At 58.9% G+C, this 17,818-nt stretch carries 15 protein-coding genes; 5 read left to right on the forward strand and 10 right to left on the reverse strand.

Going from position 1 to position 17,818, the window contains the following annotated elements; genetic code table 11:
* Window positions 1-30 precede the first annotated feature (30 nt).
* From EK22_RS23155 to EK22_RS24255, 5 genes are all read right to left on the reverse strand, one after another.
* Window positions 31-741: a DUF3313 domain-containing protein gene (locus tag EK22_RS23155; RefSeq protein WP_051961846.1), complete on the reverse strand. Its 711-nt coding sequence runs from the start codon at window positions 739-741 to the stop codon at window positions 31-33.
* Between the two features lie 503 nt (window positions 742-1,244).
* Window positions 1,245-2,438: a patatin-like phospholipase family protein gene (locus tag EK22_RS10330; RefSeq protein WP_235209283.1), complete on the reverse strand. Its 1,194-nt coding sequence runs from the start codon at window positions 2,436-2,438 to the stop codon at window positions 1,245-1,247.
* A 163-nt stretch (window positions 2,439-2,601) separates the two neighbouring features.
* A complete protein-coding gene (locus EK22_RS24700; protein ID WP_156965698.1) occupies window positions 2,602-2,763 on the reverse strand; it encodes a hypothetical protein in 162 nt (53 codons plus the stop codon).
* Window positions 2,760-3,773 carry a TIGR03118 family protein gene (locus EK22_RS10335; RefSeq protein WP_152565075.1) on the reverse strand — a complete coding sequence of 338 codons (1,014 nt, stop codon included), beginning with the start codon at window positions 3,771-3,773 and terminating at the stop codon, window positions 2,760-2,762. The genes EK22_RS24700 and EK22_RS10335 overlap by 4 nt, the downstream gene beginning before the upstream one ends.
* On the reverse strand, window positions 3,770-4,108 hold the full coding sequence (locus EK22_RS24255; RefSeq protein ID WP_036250677.1) for a hypothetical protein: 339 nt from the start codon (window positions 4,106-4,108) through the stop codon (window positions 3,770-3,772). The genes EK22_RS10335 and EK22_RS24255 overlap by 4 nt, the downstream gene beginning before the upstream one ends.
* Before the next feature lie 605 nt (window positions 4,109-4,713).
* Here EK22_RS24255 and EK22_RS10345 point away from each other — a divergent pair.
* Window positions 4,714-6,447, forward strand: coding sequence for an asparagine synthase-related protein (locus EK22_RS10345; protein WP_036250825.1), 1,734 nt, complete (start codon window positions 4,714-4,716; stop codon window positions 6,445-6,447).
* Between the two features lie 553 nt (window positions 6,448-7,000).
* Here the strand turns inward: EK22_RS10345 and EK22_RS10350 are convergent.
* From EK22_RS10350 to ade, 5 genes are read right to left on the reverse strand one after another with little or no spacing between them, the layout of a single operon-like run.
* Window positions 7,001-7,948 carry an XdhC family protein gene (locus EK22_RS10350; RefSeq protein ID WP_036250679.1) on the reverse strand — a complete coding sequence of 316 codons (948 nt, stop codon included), beginning with the start codon at window positions 7,946-7,948 and terminating at the stop codon, window positions 7,001-7,003.
* A complete protein-coding gene (locus EK22_RS10355; protein ID WP_036250682.1) occupies window positions 7,941-8,423 on the reverse strand; it encodes a hypothetical protein in 483 nt (160 codons plus the stop codon). The genes EK22_RS10350 and EK22_RS10355 overlap by 8 nt, the downstream gene beginning before the upstream one ends.
* A complete protein-coding gene (locus EK22_RS10360; RefSeq protein ID WP_036250684.1) occupies window positions 8,411-10,663 on the reverse strand; it encodes a xanthine dehydrogenase molybdopterin binding subunit in 2,253 nt (750 codons plus the stop codon). Before EK22_RS10360 ends, EK22_RS10355 begins: the two co-directional genes overlap by 13 nt.
* Window positions 10,653-12,056, reverse strand: coding sequence for an FAD binding domain-containing protein (locus tag EK22_RS10365; RefSeq protein WP_036250686.1), 1,404 nt, complete (start codon window positions 12,054-12,056; stop codon window positions 10,653-10,655). The genes EK22_RS10360 and EK22_RS10365 overlap by 11 nt, the downstream gene beginning before the upstream one ends.
* Before the next feature lie 4 nt (window positions 12,057-12,060).
* A complete protein-coding gene (gene ade, locus EK22_RS10370) occupies window positions 12,061-13,731 on the reverse strand; it encodes an adenine deaminase (protein ID WP_235209284.1) in 1,671 nt (556 codons plus the stop codon).
* A gap of 292 nt (window positions 13,732-14,023) precedes the next feature.
* On the opposite strand from ade, the gene EK22_RS10375 reads away from it, so the two are divergent.
* From EK22_RS10375 to EK22_RS10390, 4 genes are all read left to right on the forward strand, one after another.
* A complete protein-coding gene (locus EK22_RS10375) occupies window positions 14,024-14,404 on the forward strand; it encodes a Rap1a/Tai family immunity protein (RefSeq protein ID WP_036250692.1) in 381 nt (126 codons plus the stop codon).
* A 469-nt stretch (window positions 14,405-14,873) separates the two neighbouring features.
* Window positions 14,874-16,016, forward strand: a complete 1,143-nt coding sequence (locus tag EK22_RS10380) for an MlaE family ABC transporter permease (protein ID WP_232216418.1) — start codon at window positions 14,874-14,876, stop codon at window positions 16,014-16,016.
* A 19-nt stretch (window positions 16,017-16,035) separates the two neighbouring features.
* Window positions 16,036-16,824 carry an ABC transporter ATP-binding protein gene (locus EK22_RS10385; RefSeq protein ID WP_036250693.1) on the forward strand — a complete coding sequence of 263 codons (789 nt, stop codon included), beginning with the start codon at window positions 16,036-16,038 and terminating at the stop codon, window positions 16,822-16,824.
* Complete coding sequence (locus EK22_RS10390; protein ID WP_036250696.1) at window positions 16,821-17,813, forward strand: MlaD family protein; 993 nt, start codon at window positions 16,821-16,823, stop codon at window positions 17,811-17,813. Before EK22_RS10385 ends, EK22_RS10390 begins: the two co-directional genes overlap by 4 nt.
* Window positions 17,814-17,818 lie beyond the last annotated feature (5 nt).

A 17,818-nucleotide genomic window follows, 5' to 3' on the forward strand; every position in this document is an offset into this window, starting at 1 on the left:
ATCGGATACTTGTTTGCCCTATCGGGCGCCTTACTCTTGTTCCGGCGGCATAGCGCCGCAGTTCGCCAACCGGTATGCCATTCGTCTCGCCCAAAAGTCAAAAGACTTATTCATACCGCCCCATTGCCGGGTATTGCCAGCGTGTGTTTGTTGCTCTATCCGGCGGTCGACAGCCGCGGCAATCCGCTCACCGGTCATGGCGTCGGTTATATCGACTTCGGCGCTGGCCTTGCTGACGAACTCCGCCGTTCCGGTCGCCAGTTCCCTGGGCTTGGACATGACCAGCATCTGCGGCATGAACGATGAGGAGGTATCCGGCACCGCCCAGGAACCTTCCGCCTCGGTGATCGCCGCCCTGATCCTTAATGTCCCGGGCTCAGGCGCCTGCACGATCTGATAGTATTTGCCCAGCTCACTCACCAGAGCCCCGTGCAGATAATTAACCAGGATCTGCCGATCTTCGGCCGGCAGATCCGCCAAGTCTTTATTTTCGCGAGTCCAGAGGGTGACAGGGTCGATCAGAACCTTGTCATAGGTCTTGCAGGCTTTTTCATAAGTTGGATTGATATAGAGTCTTCGCGCTTGTCCCTTTGCCCCTTCCTGAAGCATCGAGTAATCACCCAGGAAGCCGGATGACTTGACATCCCTCGCCTGCTCGGTCGAGGCGCATCCGCCCAGCATCAAGACGACTGGAAGAAGCCCGAAAATGCCATAGTTTTTTCGCTTGATAGTATTTTTCATCTTCAACTCTCCTGATTGATAAAAAACAGCTTTCGCCCTGACATAACCGCTTGCGGGCAAGAAAGACAGCCCGGAACGCCTCAGAGTATCGATGTCATGTCCGGTTACGGATTGATCTGAATCAGGTCTAAACGAGAATACTCAAGATCGAATCTCGCATAGGGCGCACCCGCGATGACGGCGGCAAATACCATCACATAAACCCGATTGCGCCCCCGGATATCTGCGCAAACAGGTTGGCGTTATACAGGGAATATTCGCCTCTTCCTGGTAAGTTTGTCTCGATTGATATCGCTTCAGTTCTAAAAAAATTGAAAGTTTCGAAATAGAACAGGGTCTTTCGCTTAGGAACGGGAATGAAATAAGACCCGCAATTGAGGCAGGATTTCTGTTCATTTTCAAGGCGCGCAAACAGGCGCATAGCAAGCTATGTAACTGTTTGCGCAACGCCGAAGAGGGACAGAAAGACAAGTCAGTTGCGGGAGTTATAAAATTCACGTTCCTTACAATCCCGGCGGTATTTTTTCCCACTGGTATCCTCTGACGGCCAGCTCGTAGCCGGTCTGGTACAGTTTGCGCATATAGTCCGTGTCGAATTCTTCCTTGTGAGGAGCATTGAAGCTTTTCGGAATGTAAGCCAGATTGAAATCGATACCATCCCGCTGAGTCTCCGCATAGATCCTGTATAAGTCACCTACGCCCTGACTTTGGATCAGTGAGTTAATGGCGCGACCGGCGATGTTCAGGGTGCGGCGTTCCACCTCCGCCCAGTCGGGGTCGAGGCGGGCATTGCGGATAAGATAGAGCCGACGCTGGCGGACAACGCCGTGCTGCTTGCTGATCTCGGCTACCTTAAGTGCAGGCGGGTAAAGAAACACCTGGGCCGTGGCGCCGCCGTCCACGTGCATTTCCTGGTAACGCTGGCCGTTCGCTTCCACGTCGACCATCACCGGCGGAAAAGTGCCCGGAATGGCGGCCGAGGCAAGCATGATCTTGCGGAACAGTTCCAGAGCCTGAGGATGGTCGCTGGCAGCGATCTTGCCCATGTTCCAGATGACCGCCTGGTTCGCATCCAGGTTGGTGGTGGCTATCAGCAGGAGGCGGCCCTTCGCATCCTCCTGGGCGATCTCCTTCAGCATGTCTTCTGTCACATATTTCTTCAGAAGCCGCTCCAGCGGCGCGTTGTCGGCCATGGCGTCTTCGAACGCCACCGCCAGGAAAGAGCGCATCTCCAGTATGTCCTCGGGCTTGCTACCGGTGAAGACCTCCTTGAGGGGCGCATCGTACTTCGACCCCAGAAACGCGAACGGCGCGATCAAGGCGCCGGTGCTGATGCCGGTAACGGCCTTGAATTCAGGCCGATCGCCGGCAGCGGTCCAGCCGGACAGGAGGCCCGAGCCGAAGGCGCCGTTATCGCCTCCGCCCGAAAGAGCCAGGAAGTAGGCCGTAGACGGCGTGCCTGTCTTGCCCTGCTGGACCAGGTAGGTGCGCTCCCGGTAGAAGCTTTCCATCGCATCCCGGATGAACCCCGGCATTTCGGCGCGAACCTCATAACGGACACCCGGCAGGCCGACCACTTCGGCTTTTTCGGACCAGGCTTGCGGGACGGCAGGTTGCCGGACGGGCAAGGAGCAGCCCGAGAGGATCAGGATCGTGCCGATAAAGATCGTAATGAGTGTGACAGATAGTCTATTCATGATGCTATTGCTGCCTTTGTATGAGCTTGTGAAAAAACCGATAGCGCCTTGGCGTGAGCCAAGCGACTGGCTTGACTCAAAAAACAGGCTTCGGCCAGCAATTTCTCGCAATTCGGTGACAAATTGTGGACTGAAGCCCACTCCCCTGTGATACCGCCATTTTTCACAGGCCCGGAAACTCTTTGGCCTCCATGCACGAGGCATAGGCCTGATTATAGGCATTGGCCGCGGCGGATTGCTGTTGCTGGGCAATGCTTTGGCATTCGGCTTCCACCTGTCTTGGAATCGTCCCAATTTGCGCCGTTGTATCCGATGTTGGTGTCACTGCACATCAAGGCGGCCATAGACCCCTTGCTGCTCATCGCCCGGCCCGGCGGTAAAAAACAGGGTGTTGACCGGTTGGTTCGCGAAGCCGTTGCCAAAGGCGAGCCCCCACAGACCGTCGATCTGAATGGGAAGATCGTTGGCAGCCTCGAGCTGGCCGGCAAACTCTCCAGTCGCAAGATCAAAGGCATTGATCTTGCCATCGCCGAAATTGCCTACCAAAAGGCGGTTACTGAATTTGCCAAAGCCTGCCGGGGCCAAGACCATCCCCCAGGGCGCGTTCAGCATTTGCCTTGATGCTGACTCGGCAGCCACGATGCGTCTGAGCAAAACGCCGTTGGGATCGAACACATTGACCAAGCCGAGTCCCGCGCCTTTCTCCTCGTCGTGCCGGTTGGCGTCCTGTTTGGCATAGGAAACATAAATGTTGCCGTTGATTGCCTGTATGCCAAACGGCGCGTCTACGGAGGGAACGGCCGGGTCCGTAAACGCGCCCTCCGGCAGGATCACAGGGTTGAACGAACTGTCAAAGACATCGATTTCCCTGTTACGGAAGTCGGTGGCATAAAGCAGGCCCCCGCTACCGCCCGCACTGAGGGCAAGTCCCTTGTACACCGCGCCGGTCGATGTCGAGTTGTCGATGACGCGGATCGCGTGGGTCGGATCGACATCGGGCGCCCAGCCCGCGATTATGCCGTCTTCCGTAGCGAAGATGAAACGGCTTGTCCCGGAGGTCGCGCCCTTTGATACCATGAAGCCTGGCGAGCCGTTATAGACGATCCCCGTTGGACTTCCTCCGCCACTGTCGTTGCCGGGCGATGGAATCTGGACCACCAGGGACTGGGCATTGCCGAAGCCGTCATACAGCGTGGAAACGCCGGTGCCATTGTTGGCCACCCACGCGAAGCCGAAGGGATTGAACGCAATCCCCCAGCTGTTGACCAGGTTGGGGTCGGTTTTGGCTGGCGGAGGGAAACTGCTCGGAATGAACCCATTGGATATATAATTCAATTGGTAAAAGTTCCCATCGACAGGGGTAGTAGGCGCGGCAAAGTCCCCCCGGAAGTGGCAGGTGCGGCAAGATTCCCATTTCCCTCGGCAGGGATGGTGGACCCGGCAAAGCGTTCCTCGGCAGGAGTGGTGGACCCGGCAAAGCGTTCCTCGGCACGGGTAGTGGACCCGGCAAAGCGCTCCTCGGCACGGGTAGTGGACCCGGCAAAGCGCTCCTCGGCACGGGCGCCGGGCGCGGCAAGGAATACCTCGGCAGGAGCGGCGGGCGCGGCGAAAGCCATCGCAAGCATCGAGAGCATGTAAAAGAGTCGTGCAATGATGTGAAATACTTTCATTTTTCAGCTCCCCATGCGAAGAGTTTGGAGAAAACCATCTAGAACAGGTGCCACCCGGCACTGAAACTACACAGTGTAGCCGGCACTCTTCCCACTAAAGAATCGAGCTCAACACAATTGGTTCAAACATTTTTTGGATTACGGACGCTCCCGTAATCCGTACATAGAAGCGTGCAGCAGTTCGCATTACTATACCCATAGGGCATAAAGGCAAGAGAACTGATGGCGCTGGGTCATGAAGTCAAGCCGCTCAATGCCTAGCGCGTTAAAGCCTCTGTCAAGGCAACAGAAATGATTTTAACGATGCGGAAGCGATTTTTGATGCGTTGTTGAGACCGAATGCCCGTACTATTACGATTAAAACGTTGGAACAACAGGATATCCAACTGATCCATCGCCTGCGGCAAGATGCGGAAAACGCCTTAACGGCCAAACAACTACCGACCGGCTTAGCCCCTTGCTGTGATGAAAAAATGGCCAAACCGGAATAAGGTCACAACTTCACCATGACCTTGTTGTCGTTAATGCCGAAACCATGGAAGATACCCGGAAATTTAATTGCCAGCCACCAACATCATCATCATCATCAAGGGAACGAATTCCGCATGTCCAAAGCCTTATACGCCTATAGTCGTCATGATGACTTTAATCAAACCATTGAAAACCGGTTAGCCAAAATCTGCGAGGCGCTCACACCTGACAACGTGAATCCGGCCTCCGGACATAAAATCCGCGTAAGAGGAAAAACGGCTTATGCCGTCACGCTGAATAACAGCGCACTGCATGAAGCCGACCTTAGCCTGCTGCTGGGCTGCCTTTATGAACAGTCGGACACGAACTGGAGCACGCCGGGGTTCGGCTATCCGGACGGCAACTATGCCATTTTCAGACATAGCGACGAAGCAATAGAAGTCGTTAGCGATGGCGCCGGATCCAGGACTATCTGGTATTACCAGGACGATGACCTTTTCGTGGCGTCGACGTCGCAACGGGCCATCATTCTTTTTTTAGGGGCGTTCGTTTTTGACGAAAGCGTCATCCCCTGGCTGCTGTCCACTGGTTCATTGGGACCGCGGCTTTCCTGGGACAAACGCGTCAGGCGGCTGCCGGCGGATGCTTCCGTGCTGCTCGACAAAAAGACCTGGGCACTCTCGGTTAATCAGAACCCTATTGTATTTTCCGAGGCAAGCCGTACGGACAAGGCGCACAAGGAACAATTGGCCGACACTATCAGGCAGACCGTCAAGCAGCTTGAATCCCTTGATTTCAACCGTTGGCTGCTGCCTCTTTCCGGCGGCTACGACAGCCGGGCGATATTATGTTTTATCAAGGAGCAGATCGGCATCCCCAAGGCTTTGAACACGGTGACCTGGGGATTGGAATCGTCTCTAGCCGAAGATAACAACGATGCCAAAATCGCCAGGGAACTCGCCCAATCACTGGGCGTACAGCATGAATATCATCATACCGACCTGTCTCCCGAGCCCCTGGAGACGATTATCGACCGGTTTCTGCTATGCGGCGAAGGCCGCATCGATCACCTTTCGGGCTACATGGATGGGATGGCAATCTGGCGGAAGTTTCATGACGACAAAATCACCGGCGTGATCCGGGGCGATGAAGGGTTCGGGTGGTCGCAGGTATCGTCGGAACTGACCGTGAGGCTATCCGTCGGCTGCGCATTATGTACGGACTTTGAAAATCTTAAAAACATTGTGGAGGATTTCGGCCTGCCCGCGCAACAACTGCCGGCGGAGCTTGAAAAAGCCGACAACGAAAGCCTCAGCGCATGGCGGGACAGGCTGTACCACGCATACCGTATTCCCACCATTCTTGCCGCGTTGTCGGATATCAAGTTCTCCTATGTCGAACAGATCAACCCGTTGCTGTCCAAAGCCATCCTGAGTATTGTCAGAACGATGCCGGATGCGCTGAGAACAGACAAGTTTCTGTTCAGGGAAATCGTCAATACGATTGGGCCTGATGTGCCGTTTGCCACCAGGGACGCCAATGCCGATCCTAAAAACATACTCCGAAACAAATCCTTCGTTAATCTGCTTAAAAGTGAAATCAGCAGCAGTTATGCGGCCCAGCTTCTGGGGCCGGAATTTATCAAATACATTCTTGACGGGATCAGGGAAGAGACGCCCGCATCGAAGACTCGAAAGCCGACATTAAAGGAAAACATCAGCTCGCTGCTCCCCAAGTCCGTCAAGAACTGGCTGCGCGATAAAGCCCTGTCTGCACGGGTCGACGGCAATGTGCTGGCGTTCCGCGTGTTCATTCTTCTCAGGATGCACAAAACCTTTCAGGCCGATGCCGTCGCATTAAGCAACTGACTGGGTCAGTCAATCTTCTTCTGACGATTTTCTGGTTCCCGCGGTCCTCCGTGGGAACCGATACCGGGCTTTGAAAGCGGCACGTCGTATGGCCCGGTATGCGTTCCCAATGAGGAATTTTACTCGTCAGAACAAGGCTGACTGAGTACTAGTAGTCAGTCAATTTAATTATGGCGGTTAAATTGTAGGTGCGAATTTATTCGCACTATTCGCACGCCATGAATACGCTGCAAATTTGTCAGAACAAGGTTGACTGAGTACTAGCCTGTCGCTGTAATTCGACCCGATGCTTTTCAGAAGGCGGCGGCGCTTTTGAGTGCGAATACCCTGGCACAAGTACCCGTAGGGCATAAATGAATTCGCACCTACGCCAGTATTATCAAGGCCTAACCTGAATATTTCACCACGAAGGACACGAAGTACACGAAGGCTTTTCAATTCAATTACTTGCAAATATTTCATAATGAGCTCATGAAGTTATCTGTGAGAAATGATAATGCCATGATTTTCTTCGTGTTCTTCGTGTTCTCTGTGGTTTCATGAAATATCCGGACTAACCGCCATTCACCAGCTGAATCAACTCGGCCGCGATGCTGATAGCGATTTCTTCCGGCGTATGGCTGTGGATCGGCAGGCCGATCGGGCCGCGGATGCGCTGCAGGGTTTCGATCGGCAATCTGGCGCTCAGGTTGGCTTTGAGCTGGGCGATTTTTTTCCGGCTGCCCAGTATGCCCAGATAGCGCACTTTTTTGCCAGCCAGTCTTTCGGCGACTTTTTCATCGGTTTTGTGACTGTGCGTCATGATCAACACGAACACCTGACGGCCTTCCGGTATGGCATCGGCTATGTCGCGGTACGGCACGATCATTTTGTGATGCGCCTCCCTGTTGCGCGCCAGCGTGTCCAGGTTGTCGCGCTCGTCGATAACGGTGATCTCGAAATCGAGCGTGGCGAGAATTTTCGACAGCGCCAGACTGACATGCCCGCCGCCGATCAGGTAAGCCTGTTTGCGGACGCCGATGTTTTCCTCGTAGCGCCATTCGCTTCCGGCTTGCAAAGCATAGTGTCCGGTCAGGGTGCGCGCCGGATCGAACGCCATGCCGGCCGGCGACAGGGTCAGCACGCCGCGCATCTTGCCGGCCAGCTGCCGGCACAGCGCGCTGTCGCCGGACCGGCAGCCGTACACCAGGACGGTCTGTTCGCCGCCGCAGAGCATGCCGGTCGCCTGCCCTTCGCCCCCGTACAGATTGTGCCGCTGCCGGCTTAAAAAGGGCTGAAATTCGCCTTGCGCCAGCAGCGAGCGCGCCTCTCTGACCAGTTTATGCTCCACCGCGCCGCCGCCGATGGTGCCGAAGCACTCGCCGTCCGCGAACACGGCCATTTTCGCGCCGGCCTTGCCGGGCGAGCTGCCCTCGCTGCCGGCCACGATCATCAGCACGGCCGATCCGTGCTGTTCCAGCCCGTCCGCGACCCGCTGCCAAAATATTGCCTGATTAGCCAAAGAACCTCTCGCTCAATGCGTAGTAAACCGCCATCGAGGCGGAAAAAACCGCGCTGGCCGGAAAACGCCAGCGCAGCGGGATGAAATGCTGAATCACGTAATTGGCCACGAGGCCGACCGGCACGATCCGCACGAAGGATGCCAGCCCGACGCTCAGCAGATGCCACTGGATCTCGGCAAACCGGCCCGAAAAACAGTGAATCAGCGCAAGATGCCTGGCGATCCAGAGCGGGTTGAAGAACGCCTGGGCCATCAGGGCGCGCTTGATGCGGCTGACGTAATCGCGCCGGCCGAAGCGTCGTTCCAGCCAGGCGAAATACGCGGGAATTTCGATCGCGTACAAGGTACCGCCCAGCAGCAGCATGCCGATCAGGCGCGAAACCTGGAATTCGCCCGTCAGCAGCGCCGCGATGCTGTCGCCTGTGGCATAGACCAGCGCGCCGGACAGGCTGTTGCGCAGCGTCAGCAGCCGCATTCATACAGCGCCAGCAATACCTTCTCCGGCGTCATCGGCGCGCTGAAACCAGGCTGCCAGTCGGGATTGAAAGCCCGTATCGCCTTGACCAGGGCAAAATAGCCGCCGATGCCGTACATCAGCGGCGGCTCGCCGACCGCTTTTGAATGCATGACGGCGGCCGGATTGTCGCCGTCCAGAAATTCGACGGCGATATCCGGCGCGAAATAGAGATCGGGGATCTTGTACGCGGTCAGGCTGTCGGTCAGCAGCCGGCCCTGACCGTCATGCCGGACTTCCTCCAGAGTCATCCAGCCCAGTCCCTGCACGACGCCGCCTTCCACCTGCCCCCGGTCGACGTCAGGCGCAAGGCTCCTGCCGCCGTCATGGACGATGCTGACGTCGGTGACGCGATAAGTGCCGCGCAGGCAGTCGACCGCCACCTCCACGGCGGCGCAACCGTAGACGTGATAGGCGAACGGCCTGCCCTGCTCCCTGCTTCTGTCGAAAAAGACCTTGGGCGTCGCGTAATGGGCGTGCGCCGACAGCGGAGTGCGGGACAGATAGGCCTCGCTGACGAGCTTGTTCCAGCCTGTCGCCGTCGGCTGGCCGTTCAGACAGACCTGCTCCTGCTCGATGCTGATCTGCTCGGGTTCGCCGCCCGCCAGCCGGGCCGCGACCGTTTTCAGGCCTTGCAGAATCCGCTGACAGGCCAGCAAGGTCGCCTGCCCGTTGAGATCGGCGCCGACGCTGGCGGCCGTGGGCGACATATTGGCGATACGCGCGGTGTTGGTGCTTTCGACCTTGACGCGGGCTTTATCGATGGACAGCGCCCGCGCGGCTACCTGCCGGATTTTCTCCTTCACGCCCTGGCCCATTTCGACGGCCCCGCAGCTGACGCTGACCGAACCGTCCGCATAGACATGCACGAGGGCGCTGGCCTGGTTCAGAAAGGTGGCGGTAAAGGAAATGCCGAAGCAGATGGGCATCAGGGCCAGCGCCTTTTTCTCCAGGCTGTGGCCGGCGTTGAAGCGGTCGATGGCCTGCTGCCGGCGCGGCAGGTCGAACCGATCGTGCAGTTGCTGCCAGCACCGTTGCGCCCGGCAGTTTTCGGCCGGCATGCCGTAAGGGAACGGCTGGCATTCCTGCAGCAGATTCCGGCGCTGGATGTGGGCCGGATCGACGTGCATGGCCGCCGCGGCCTTGAAGATCGCCGCCTCCAGCGCGAACATCGCCTGCGGACCGCCGAAGCCCCTGAAGGCGGTGTTGGGCGGCAGATGGGTCCGGCAGCTGATGGCCGTGGCGCGCACGTTGGGGATGAAATAGCTGTTGCTCACGTGGAACAGCGTCCGCTCCAGGATGGCGAGCGACAGGTCGGCGACCGCGCCGGCATTCTGGTAGAAGCAGACCTCGTAGGCCAGGATTCTGCCGGTTTTGTCCAGACCGATTTTGAAGTCCGAATCGTAAGGATGGCGCTTGCCGGTCCAGCGCATGTCCTCGCCCCGGTTCAGCCTGACCTTGACCGGCTTTTGCAGGCGGACGGCCGCCAGCGCCGCCATGGCCGCCCAGCCGGTCGCCTGCTCCTCCTTGCCGCCGAAAGCGCCGCCCAGGCGCAGGACATCGACTTCCACCCGGTTCATGGCGCAGTCCAGCACCCGGGCGATGACGCGCTGCACCATGCCCGGCGACTGCGTGGCCGAGAAGACTTTCAGGCCATCGTTCTCCAGCGGATAGGCGACGGCGACCTGCGTTTCCAGATACACATGCTCCTGCGCCCCCGAGGCGGCCGAGCCTTCGACGATCACGTCGCAATCCTGCCAGGCCTGATCGACGTCGCCGAGTGAGAAAATACGCGGCGGCGCGATATGAAGGCCCTGCGCGTGCGCCGCGCGGGCGTCGAACACGGCCGGCAGTTCTTTATAACAGATGCGCACCAGTCCGGCCGCCTGCCGGGCGACGGCGTCGGATTCGGCCACGACCACGGCGACCGGCTGGCCCTGGTAGACGACTTCCTGTTCGGCCAGCAGCACTTCCCCGGCTTCGACATTGCCGATGTTGTTGCCGCCTGGAATATCCTTGGCCAGCAGGATCGTGACGACGCCCGGACAGGCCAGGGCGTCGTTCAGATCGACGCTTTCGATCAGGCCGTGGGCGATGCCGGATACGACCGGACAGACGTGCAGCAGGCCGGCCGGCTCAGGCATATCGTCGATAAACGTGGAGGCGCCCTGCGCGTGCAGATCGATATCGTTAGCGTACATGCAGTTGCTCCCAGCGGATGGTGTCGGGAAAAAGCTTGAGAAAATGCGCGAATATCAGCTGCCGCAGCAACAGGCGCTTGTACTCGGCGGAGCCGCGGATATCGGAGATCGGGGTGATTTCGCCCTGGGCGATCTCGACGGCTTCCAGAACGGTTGCGGGCTCGATGGTTTTGCCCTGCAGACAGGCGCCGGTCGCCGCCAGACAAGACGGCACCGGCCCGATGCCGCCGGCGGCCAGACGGGCCTTGACGATGCGCCCGTCGATCTGATCGATGCTCAGGGCCGAATTGACGCCGGCGATGTCGAGATGCGTGCGCTTGCTGACTTTCTCGTAGCTGAAATGCTGCGCGGCGGCGGTATCGAACAGGATTTCCCGGACCCGCTCGCCGGCCTGAAGATCTGTTTTTTTATAGCCCTGAAAGAAATCCTTCAGGGCTACGGTGCGAAGACCAGTTTCCGATGCGATCACCAGCCGCGCGTCCAGAGCCAGAAAAAACACCGTCAGATCGGCGATCGGCGAGGCATTGACCAGGTTGCCGCCGACCGTCGCGCGCGCCCGGACCGGCGCCGAACAGATCAGTTCGAAATCCTGCGCCACGGACGGAAACCACTGCCGGAACAACGGCGATGTTCCGAGCTGTTCGATCGTCGTCGTAGCATCGACAATACCATCCCTGCCCTCACGGCGAATGCCGTCGCCCGAAGCCGGCAGGAAATTCAGCGGCTGCGCCAGCAGCCAGTCCGGCTTCTGCACGAACAGGTCCGTACCGCCGGCCACCAGCACGGCATCGGGCGACGGCGCGGCCTGATTCAGCGGCAATGCGGCCAGCGTCTCGTCCGCTGTCAAAAAATAAGGCGGGAGGATTTGCCAGTGCACGAGTTCCTCGATCCGGCGCGCCAGCGGTGAGCCGGAAAGATCAAACCGGCGGCATAACTGGTTAATGGCGCGCCTGATGCCGGCGTAGCCCGTGCAGCGGCACAGATTGCCCGCTGCCGCGTCCACGGCGGCGTGTTCATCGGACGCCGGGCTGTTCAGGAAAAAGCCGGTCAGCGCCATGACCAGTCCGGGCGTGCAGAAGCCGCACTGAATTGCGCCGTTGTCGACCAGCGCCTGCTGGATCGGATTCAAACGCTCGCCGTTCAGGCCTTCGACAGTCACGACATGGCCGCCGGCCACGGCGCCCAGCGGCAGCAGGCAGGCATTGACGGCCTGATAGCGCAGCCCGCCGGCCTGGCGTTTGCCCAGCAGCATCTGGCAGGCGCCGCAATCGCCTTCGCGGCAGACGTCCTTGGTGCCGGTCAGGCCGCGGCGACGGCGTATCACATCGAGCATGACCGTGCCGGCCGGCAGTTGTTCCTCGACCGGGCGCTGATTGAGTAGGAACCGGCTCATGGCGTTACACCCTCAACGAGGTGAAAGCAAACGTCCGGCCGTCAAACAGGCCTAGGTCGCTCAGCTTCAGTTCGGGGATCACCAGCAGCGCCATGAACGACAGCGTCATGAACGGCGCGCGCAAGGGTGAACCCATCCGTCCGGCAGCGGCGTTCAGCTGTGCATAGCGCGCCGCGACCGTACCGCCATCGTCTGGGCTCATCAGGCCGGCGAGCGGCAGCGGCAGCAGCTCGACGCCATCCTGACTGGCAGCCGCGATGCCGCCCTGCGCGCCGATGACGGCGTTCATGGCCCGGCAGACGGCGTCGGCGTCGGTGCCGACCGCGATGATATTGTGCGAATCGTGGGCGACGCTGGACGCCAGAGCGCCCTGCTTCAGGCCGAAGCCCTCGATAAACGCCAGCGCCGGCCGGGCGGCCTGATAACGGTTCACGACGGCCAGCATCAGAATGTCGCGTTCCGGGTCGGGCACCAGCCGGCCGCTTTCAATTTTGGGCGTGTGCAGCGCTTCCTGCGTGAACAGGTCGCCGTCGCTCGCCTTGATTACGCGGATTTGCCCGTCGCCCGCCGCCACTTCCAGATGGGCCGCCGTGATCGGCTGGGCATTGAAGCGGTTGATGGGCTCGTGCCGGCGGTAGGGCAACAGGCTTTTGCCCTGCGAGGCGACCTGCTGTCCGGCTATCCAGGTGCTGACCGGCGCAAACGTTTTGAGGTTTTCGACTTCCACTGCATCCATGCGGTCGCCGACCCGCAGCTGGCCGGTTACCAAGCCGTAATGCCGGATGGGGTTCAGACAGGCGCAGCGCAGCACGTCGAAGACGGAATGGCCGTAAGCGACGGCCCTGGCCGCCAGCAGATTGATGTGGCCCGCGACCAGGTCGTCGGGATGCTTGTCGTCGCTGCAGAACATCACCTGCTCGGGATGCTCGCTGATCAGCACATGCAGGGCCTCGAAATTGCGCGCCGCCGAGCCTTCCCGAATCAGGACATGCATGCCGGCCGCCAGTTTTTCGCGCGCTTCGGCGAGCGTGGCGCACTCGTGGTCGGTGGAAATGCCCGCTTCGGCATAGCGCCGCATGGTGTCGCCGGTCAAGCCGGGCGCGTGGCCGTCGATCGGGCAGCCGTAGCGTTTGGCCAGATCGAGCTTTGCCATGAGCTTCGGATCCTTGTCGAGCACGGCCGGGTAATTCATCACTTCCGACAGATAACCGCTCAGTCTGTTCTCGAACAGATAGTCCAGCTGTTCGCTTTCCAGGCGCGCGCCGGCCGTTTCGAACGGCGTGGCCGGCACGCACGACGGCGCGCCGAACAGGATCGGCATCGGTGTCAGCGCGGCGTTGTCAAACATGTAGCGAATGCCCTCCAGCCCGAGCACATTGGCGATTTCATGCGGGTCCGAAACGGCCGCCACCGTGCCGTGCCGGCAGGCGATGCGCGCGAACTCGGCCGGCGTCAGCATCGAGCTTTCGATATGGACGTGCGCGTCGACGAAGCCGGGCAACAGGTACGACCGGCTCGGGTCTTCATCGCCCAGTCTGGCGATATCGACGATTTTGCCCTGCTCCCAGCGCACATCGGCCAGAAAAATCCGCCGCTCCAGCGGTTGCACGATATTTGCTGTCACACTGCCTTGGTGCATATTCGTCCTCTTATCTATCGGGTAGGAAACAATCATAAAAATAACCGGGACAAAGCATCACTCAATGCCTGCCCCTGACTATTGTAATCTTAAACTGATGCCACGGATTTTCCAGCGCCTTTTTTTGGAGCGGCATAAATCGCCCGGACGGTTCAATTAACTCAATTTCAGTTCAGCCGACCGCTTCATATCGCTTATTGATAAGTAATGTCGCGAATAGACAGCCGGCCATGACAATGAATAATCATGGCTAATTCACTCCTCCCCTGACGGGGTCTCAATAAATGGCTAACCAGCCCATTAGCGTCGAGTCAGCGAGGCCTACCTTATGCAATGCAAACAGCTAATCGTCTTAATTCCGCTGGCGCTGAGCGCGCTGGCCGCCGGAGCGGAAGTCGCGCCGGAAAACTTTCAGTTAAAAGAAACCCGCGACCTGGTGGCGCTTTGCAGCGTTACGGCCGACGATCCCAATAACGTCGCCGCCATACACTTCTGCGCGGGCTATATGGAAGGTTTCGACTCTTATCGCAATCTCGCTTTCGAACAGGAAGATGTTCGCGCCCAGTACTGCATGAGCAATCCGCTGCCCACCCGCGACCAGGCGATTTCCCTGTTTGTCGACTGGGCGAAGAACCATCCGGAGGAAATGAGCCAGCCGGCCGTTTTAGGCCTGCTCAGCTTCGTCAAAACGACCTGGCCCTGTTATTGATTGATGTTGGGCATGGGGCGTTTTATCGCTATTTCTCGCGCTGAACGCTGCAGCGCTGGGGTCCGTTGCTGGTATTCGGCAGAGGCATGTGTTCCTATGTGAGTGCGAATTGACATGTGCCTTTAAAGAGCGTCCCCTGTTCGTGCGAATGAATTCGCACCTACGGCAGTGCAGGTATTCGGTGCGTAACCAGCAGGAACGAGTCTGTTCATGTGCCTTTGCGGGGCATGGCTGAACGCAAAACGGAAGCTCTACGGATACAAAAGCCAGCCTTGTTGTCTCATTCCGTATCTTACTGATATATTCTCAAAGCCCGGTTACATTCCGGCAATGCCCTTATAAAAAGGACTTGCCATGAACCTTTTCTTAAAGCGGAACCGATCATGTTAGCGACAGGCATTATGAACTCCCCTTTGAACCTATGGACCGGGTCTTTATGCCTTGGCGCCAGTGCCTGCGAGGAATTGCCGTGAGCGCGGTCGACGCTGCCCCGGCTCCTATCGGCGTCAAACCCATTGACGACTCGACCGCGGCCATACAGGTGACCGGCGACTGGAGCCATGGCGCGGCAATCAAGCCGGCCGAGCAGGTGCTGGCGGAGCTGGACGCCACCAGTCCCAGTCGCGTGTTGCTGCAAGCGCATGAGCTTGCCGGCTGGGACAGCCGGTTGCCGGCCTATCTGCTCAAAATCATCGATTATTGCCAGGCCCGGCAGATCGAAGTCGATGCCTCCGGCCTGCCCGAAGGTATACAGGCGCTGCTCAAACTAGCGCGCGCTGTGCCGGAACGAACCGGTGCGCGCCGCGCGACGCAAAAAAAATCCATGCTGGCCGACATCGGTAAAACGGTCCTGAACGGACTTAAGGATGTCAGGGGGCTGATCGCTTTTATCGGCGAGACCATGCTGGCTTTCATGTCGCTGATCCGGGGCAAGGCGCGCTTTCGCGCCGTCGATTTACTTTTATGCATACAGGACGCAGGCCCCGCGGCTCTGGCGATCGTAACGCTGATCAGCCTGCTGGTGGGCCTGATCCTGGCTTTCGTCGGCGCCGTGCAGCTGGCCATGTTCGGCGCCCAGATCTATATCGCCGATCTGGTCGGCCTGGGCACGGTGCGCGAGATGGGCGCGCTGATGACCGCCGTGATCATGTCCGGCCGCACCGGCGCCGCCTATGCCGCGCAGCTCGGCACCATGAACGTCAACAGCGAGATCGACGCGCTCAAGACCATGGGCATCTCGCCGATGGAGTTCCTGGTCCTGCCGCGCATGCTGGCGCTGATCCTGATGCTGCCGCTGCTGTGCCTTTACGCCGACCTGATGGGCATTCTGGGCGGGGCGCTGGTCACGGTCAGCGCCTTCGATGTATCCCTGATCCAGTATTACAACGAAACCCAGAAGGCTGTGGACCTGACCGATTTCAGCATCGGTATCTTTAAAAGCCTGGTGTTTGCGCTGCTGATCGCCACGGCGGGCTGCATGCGCGGCATGCAGTGCGGACGTAGCGCCTCCGCGGTCGGCGATGCGGCAACGGCGGCCGTGGTCAACAGCATCGTCTACATCGTGGTCGCGGATTCGCTGATCACGTTATTGTGCAACCGGTTGGGCATATGAGCGACGCCAGGGACGCGCCATGAACACGCCGCATATCACCGTCACCGACCTGACCATGGCGTACGGCGATTTCGTGATTCAGCAGGATTTGACTTTTACCATCGACCATGGCGACATCTTCATCATCATGGGCGGCAGCGGCTGCGGCAAGAGCACCTTGCTCAAGCATCTGATCGGCCTGCAGCGGCCCGCGAAAGGCGCTGTCTTCTACGACCGGCAGGATTTCTGGCATGCCAGCGACGAGGAGCGTGTCCGCATCATGCGGCGCATCGGGGTTCTGTACCAGAGCGGCGCCCTGTTCAGTTCCCTGACCCTGGCCGAAAACATCGCCTTGCCGCTGGGCGAGTTCACCGATATGGGCTCTCGCGAGATCGCCGACATCGCATCTTACAAACTCGCCCTGGTCGGCCTGGCCGGGTTCGAGGACTATTATCCGTCCGAGATCAGCGGCGGCATGCAAAAGCGCGCCGGCCTGGCCCGGGCCATGGCGCTCGACCCCGAGATCCTGTTCTTCGACGAACCGTCGGCCGGGCTCGATCCGGTCAGCGCCAGGCTGCTGGATGACCTGATTATTAGCCTGCGCGATACGCTGGGCACGACCATTGTCGTTGTCACCCACGAGCTGGCGAGCATTTTCGCCATTGGCAGCAACTCGGTGTTCCTCGACCCCGAGACCAAGACCATGCTGGCGACCGGTGCGCCCAGGAAACTGCTAGCCGAGTCCAGCGATCCCAGAATCATACAATTTTTGACCCGAGGCGAAAGCAATGTCGATAAACCGACTAAGAAGGGAGCAATGCTGCCATGAGTAAACCCATCAATCCTGTCGCTATCGGCGGCTTCACGGTCGGCGCTTTGGCGCTTTTGCTGATAGCGGTCTTCGTGTTCGGCGGCGGGCGGTTTTTACGTGCCGATAAAGTCCGTTTCGTGATCTTCTTTGAGTCCTCGCTCAATGGGCTTGAGATTGGCGCGCCGGTAAAAATGCAGGGCGTCAAAGTCGGCGAAGTCACCGATATCGTTCTGCAGTTCGATCCTAAGACCGACAAAATCTACAAGCCGGTCGTGATAGAGATCGATCGCGATACGTTAACCGGTCCGGAAGGCGCAACTTTTCCCCGGGCGGTGACGCGTAAGGAGCGGGAGGAGAACCGGGACCGGCTCGTTGCCGCGGGTTTTCGCGCCCGGCTCGAAATGCAAAGCCTGTTGACGGGGCTGCTTTTCATCGACTTCGACGTGCATCCCGACAAACCGCCTGTGTTTACCGGCCTTGAATATCGGGAATTACTGGAAGTCCCGGCCATTCCGACGACGGCTGACGAACTGCGCAACACGGCCGAGGAAGTGGCAAGGAAAATCAACGAATTGCCGCTGGAAGACATCGTTCAGGATTTATCGGCCAGTTTGCGTGAAATCAAGACCTTTCTGTCTTCCGAGGAGATGAAGAAGTCCACCGTCGCCCTGGCCCACACCCTGGAGGAAACGGAAACCATGGTCAAGACGATCAATCGCGATCTGGGACCGTTGCTGGTCAATACCAACAACGCCATGGCCAACACTGGCGCCTTGATCAAGGATTTGCAGCCCATTATCGCCAACACCGACAAGACGCTGATGGCCGCCACCGCCGCTCTTGACAGGACGCAGGATTCGATGACGAAGCTGGGCGGCGCCGTCGGCCCTGAATCGGCATTGCAGGAAACCCTGGAAGCGCTCAGGGAGACTGCGCGCTCCGTCAGAAATCTGACCGACTATCTGGAACGCCACCCGGAAGCGGTGCTTTCAGGCAAACAAGACTAGAGGAT

Source organism: Methylobacter sp. BBA5.1 (genome assembly GCF_000746145.1).
GTDB lineage: Bacteria > Pseudomonadota > Gammaproteobacteria > Methylococcales > Methylomonadaceae > Methylobacter > Methylobacter marinus.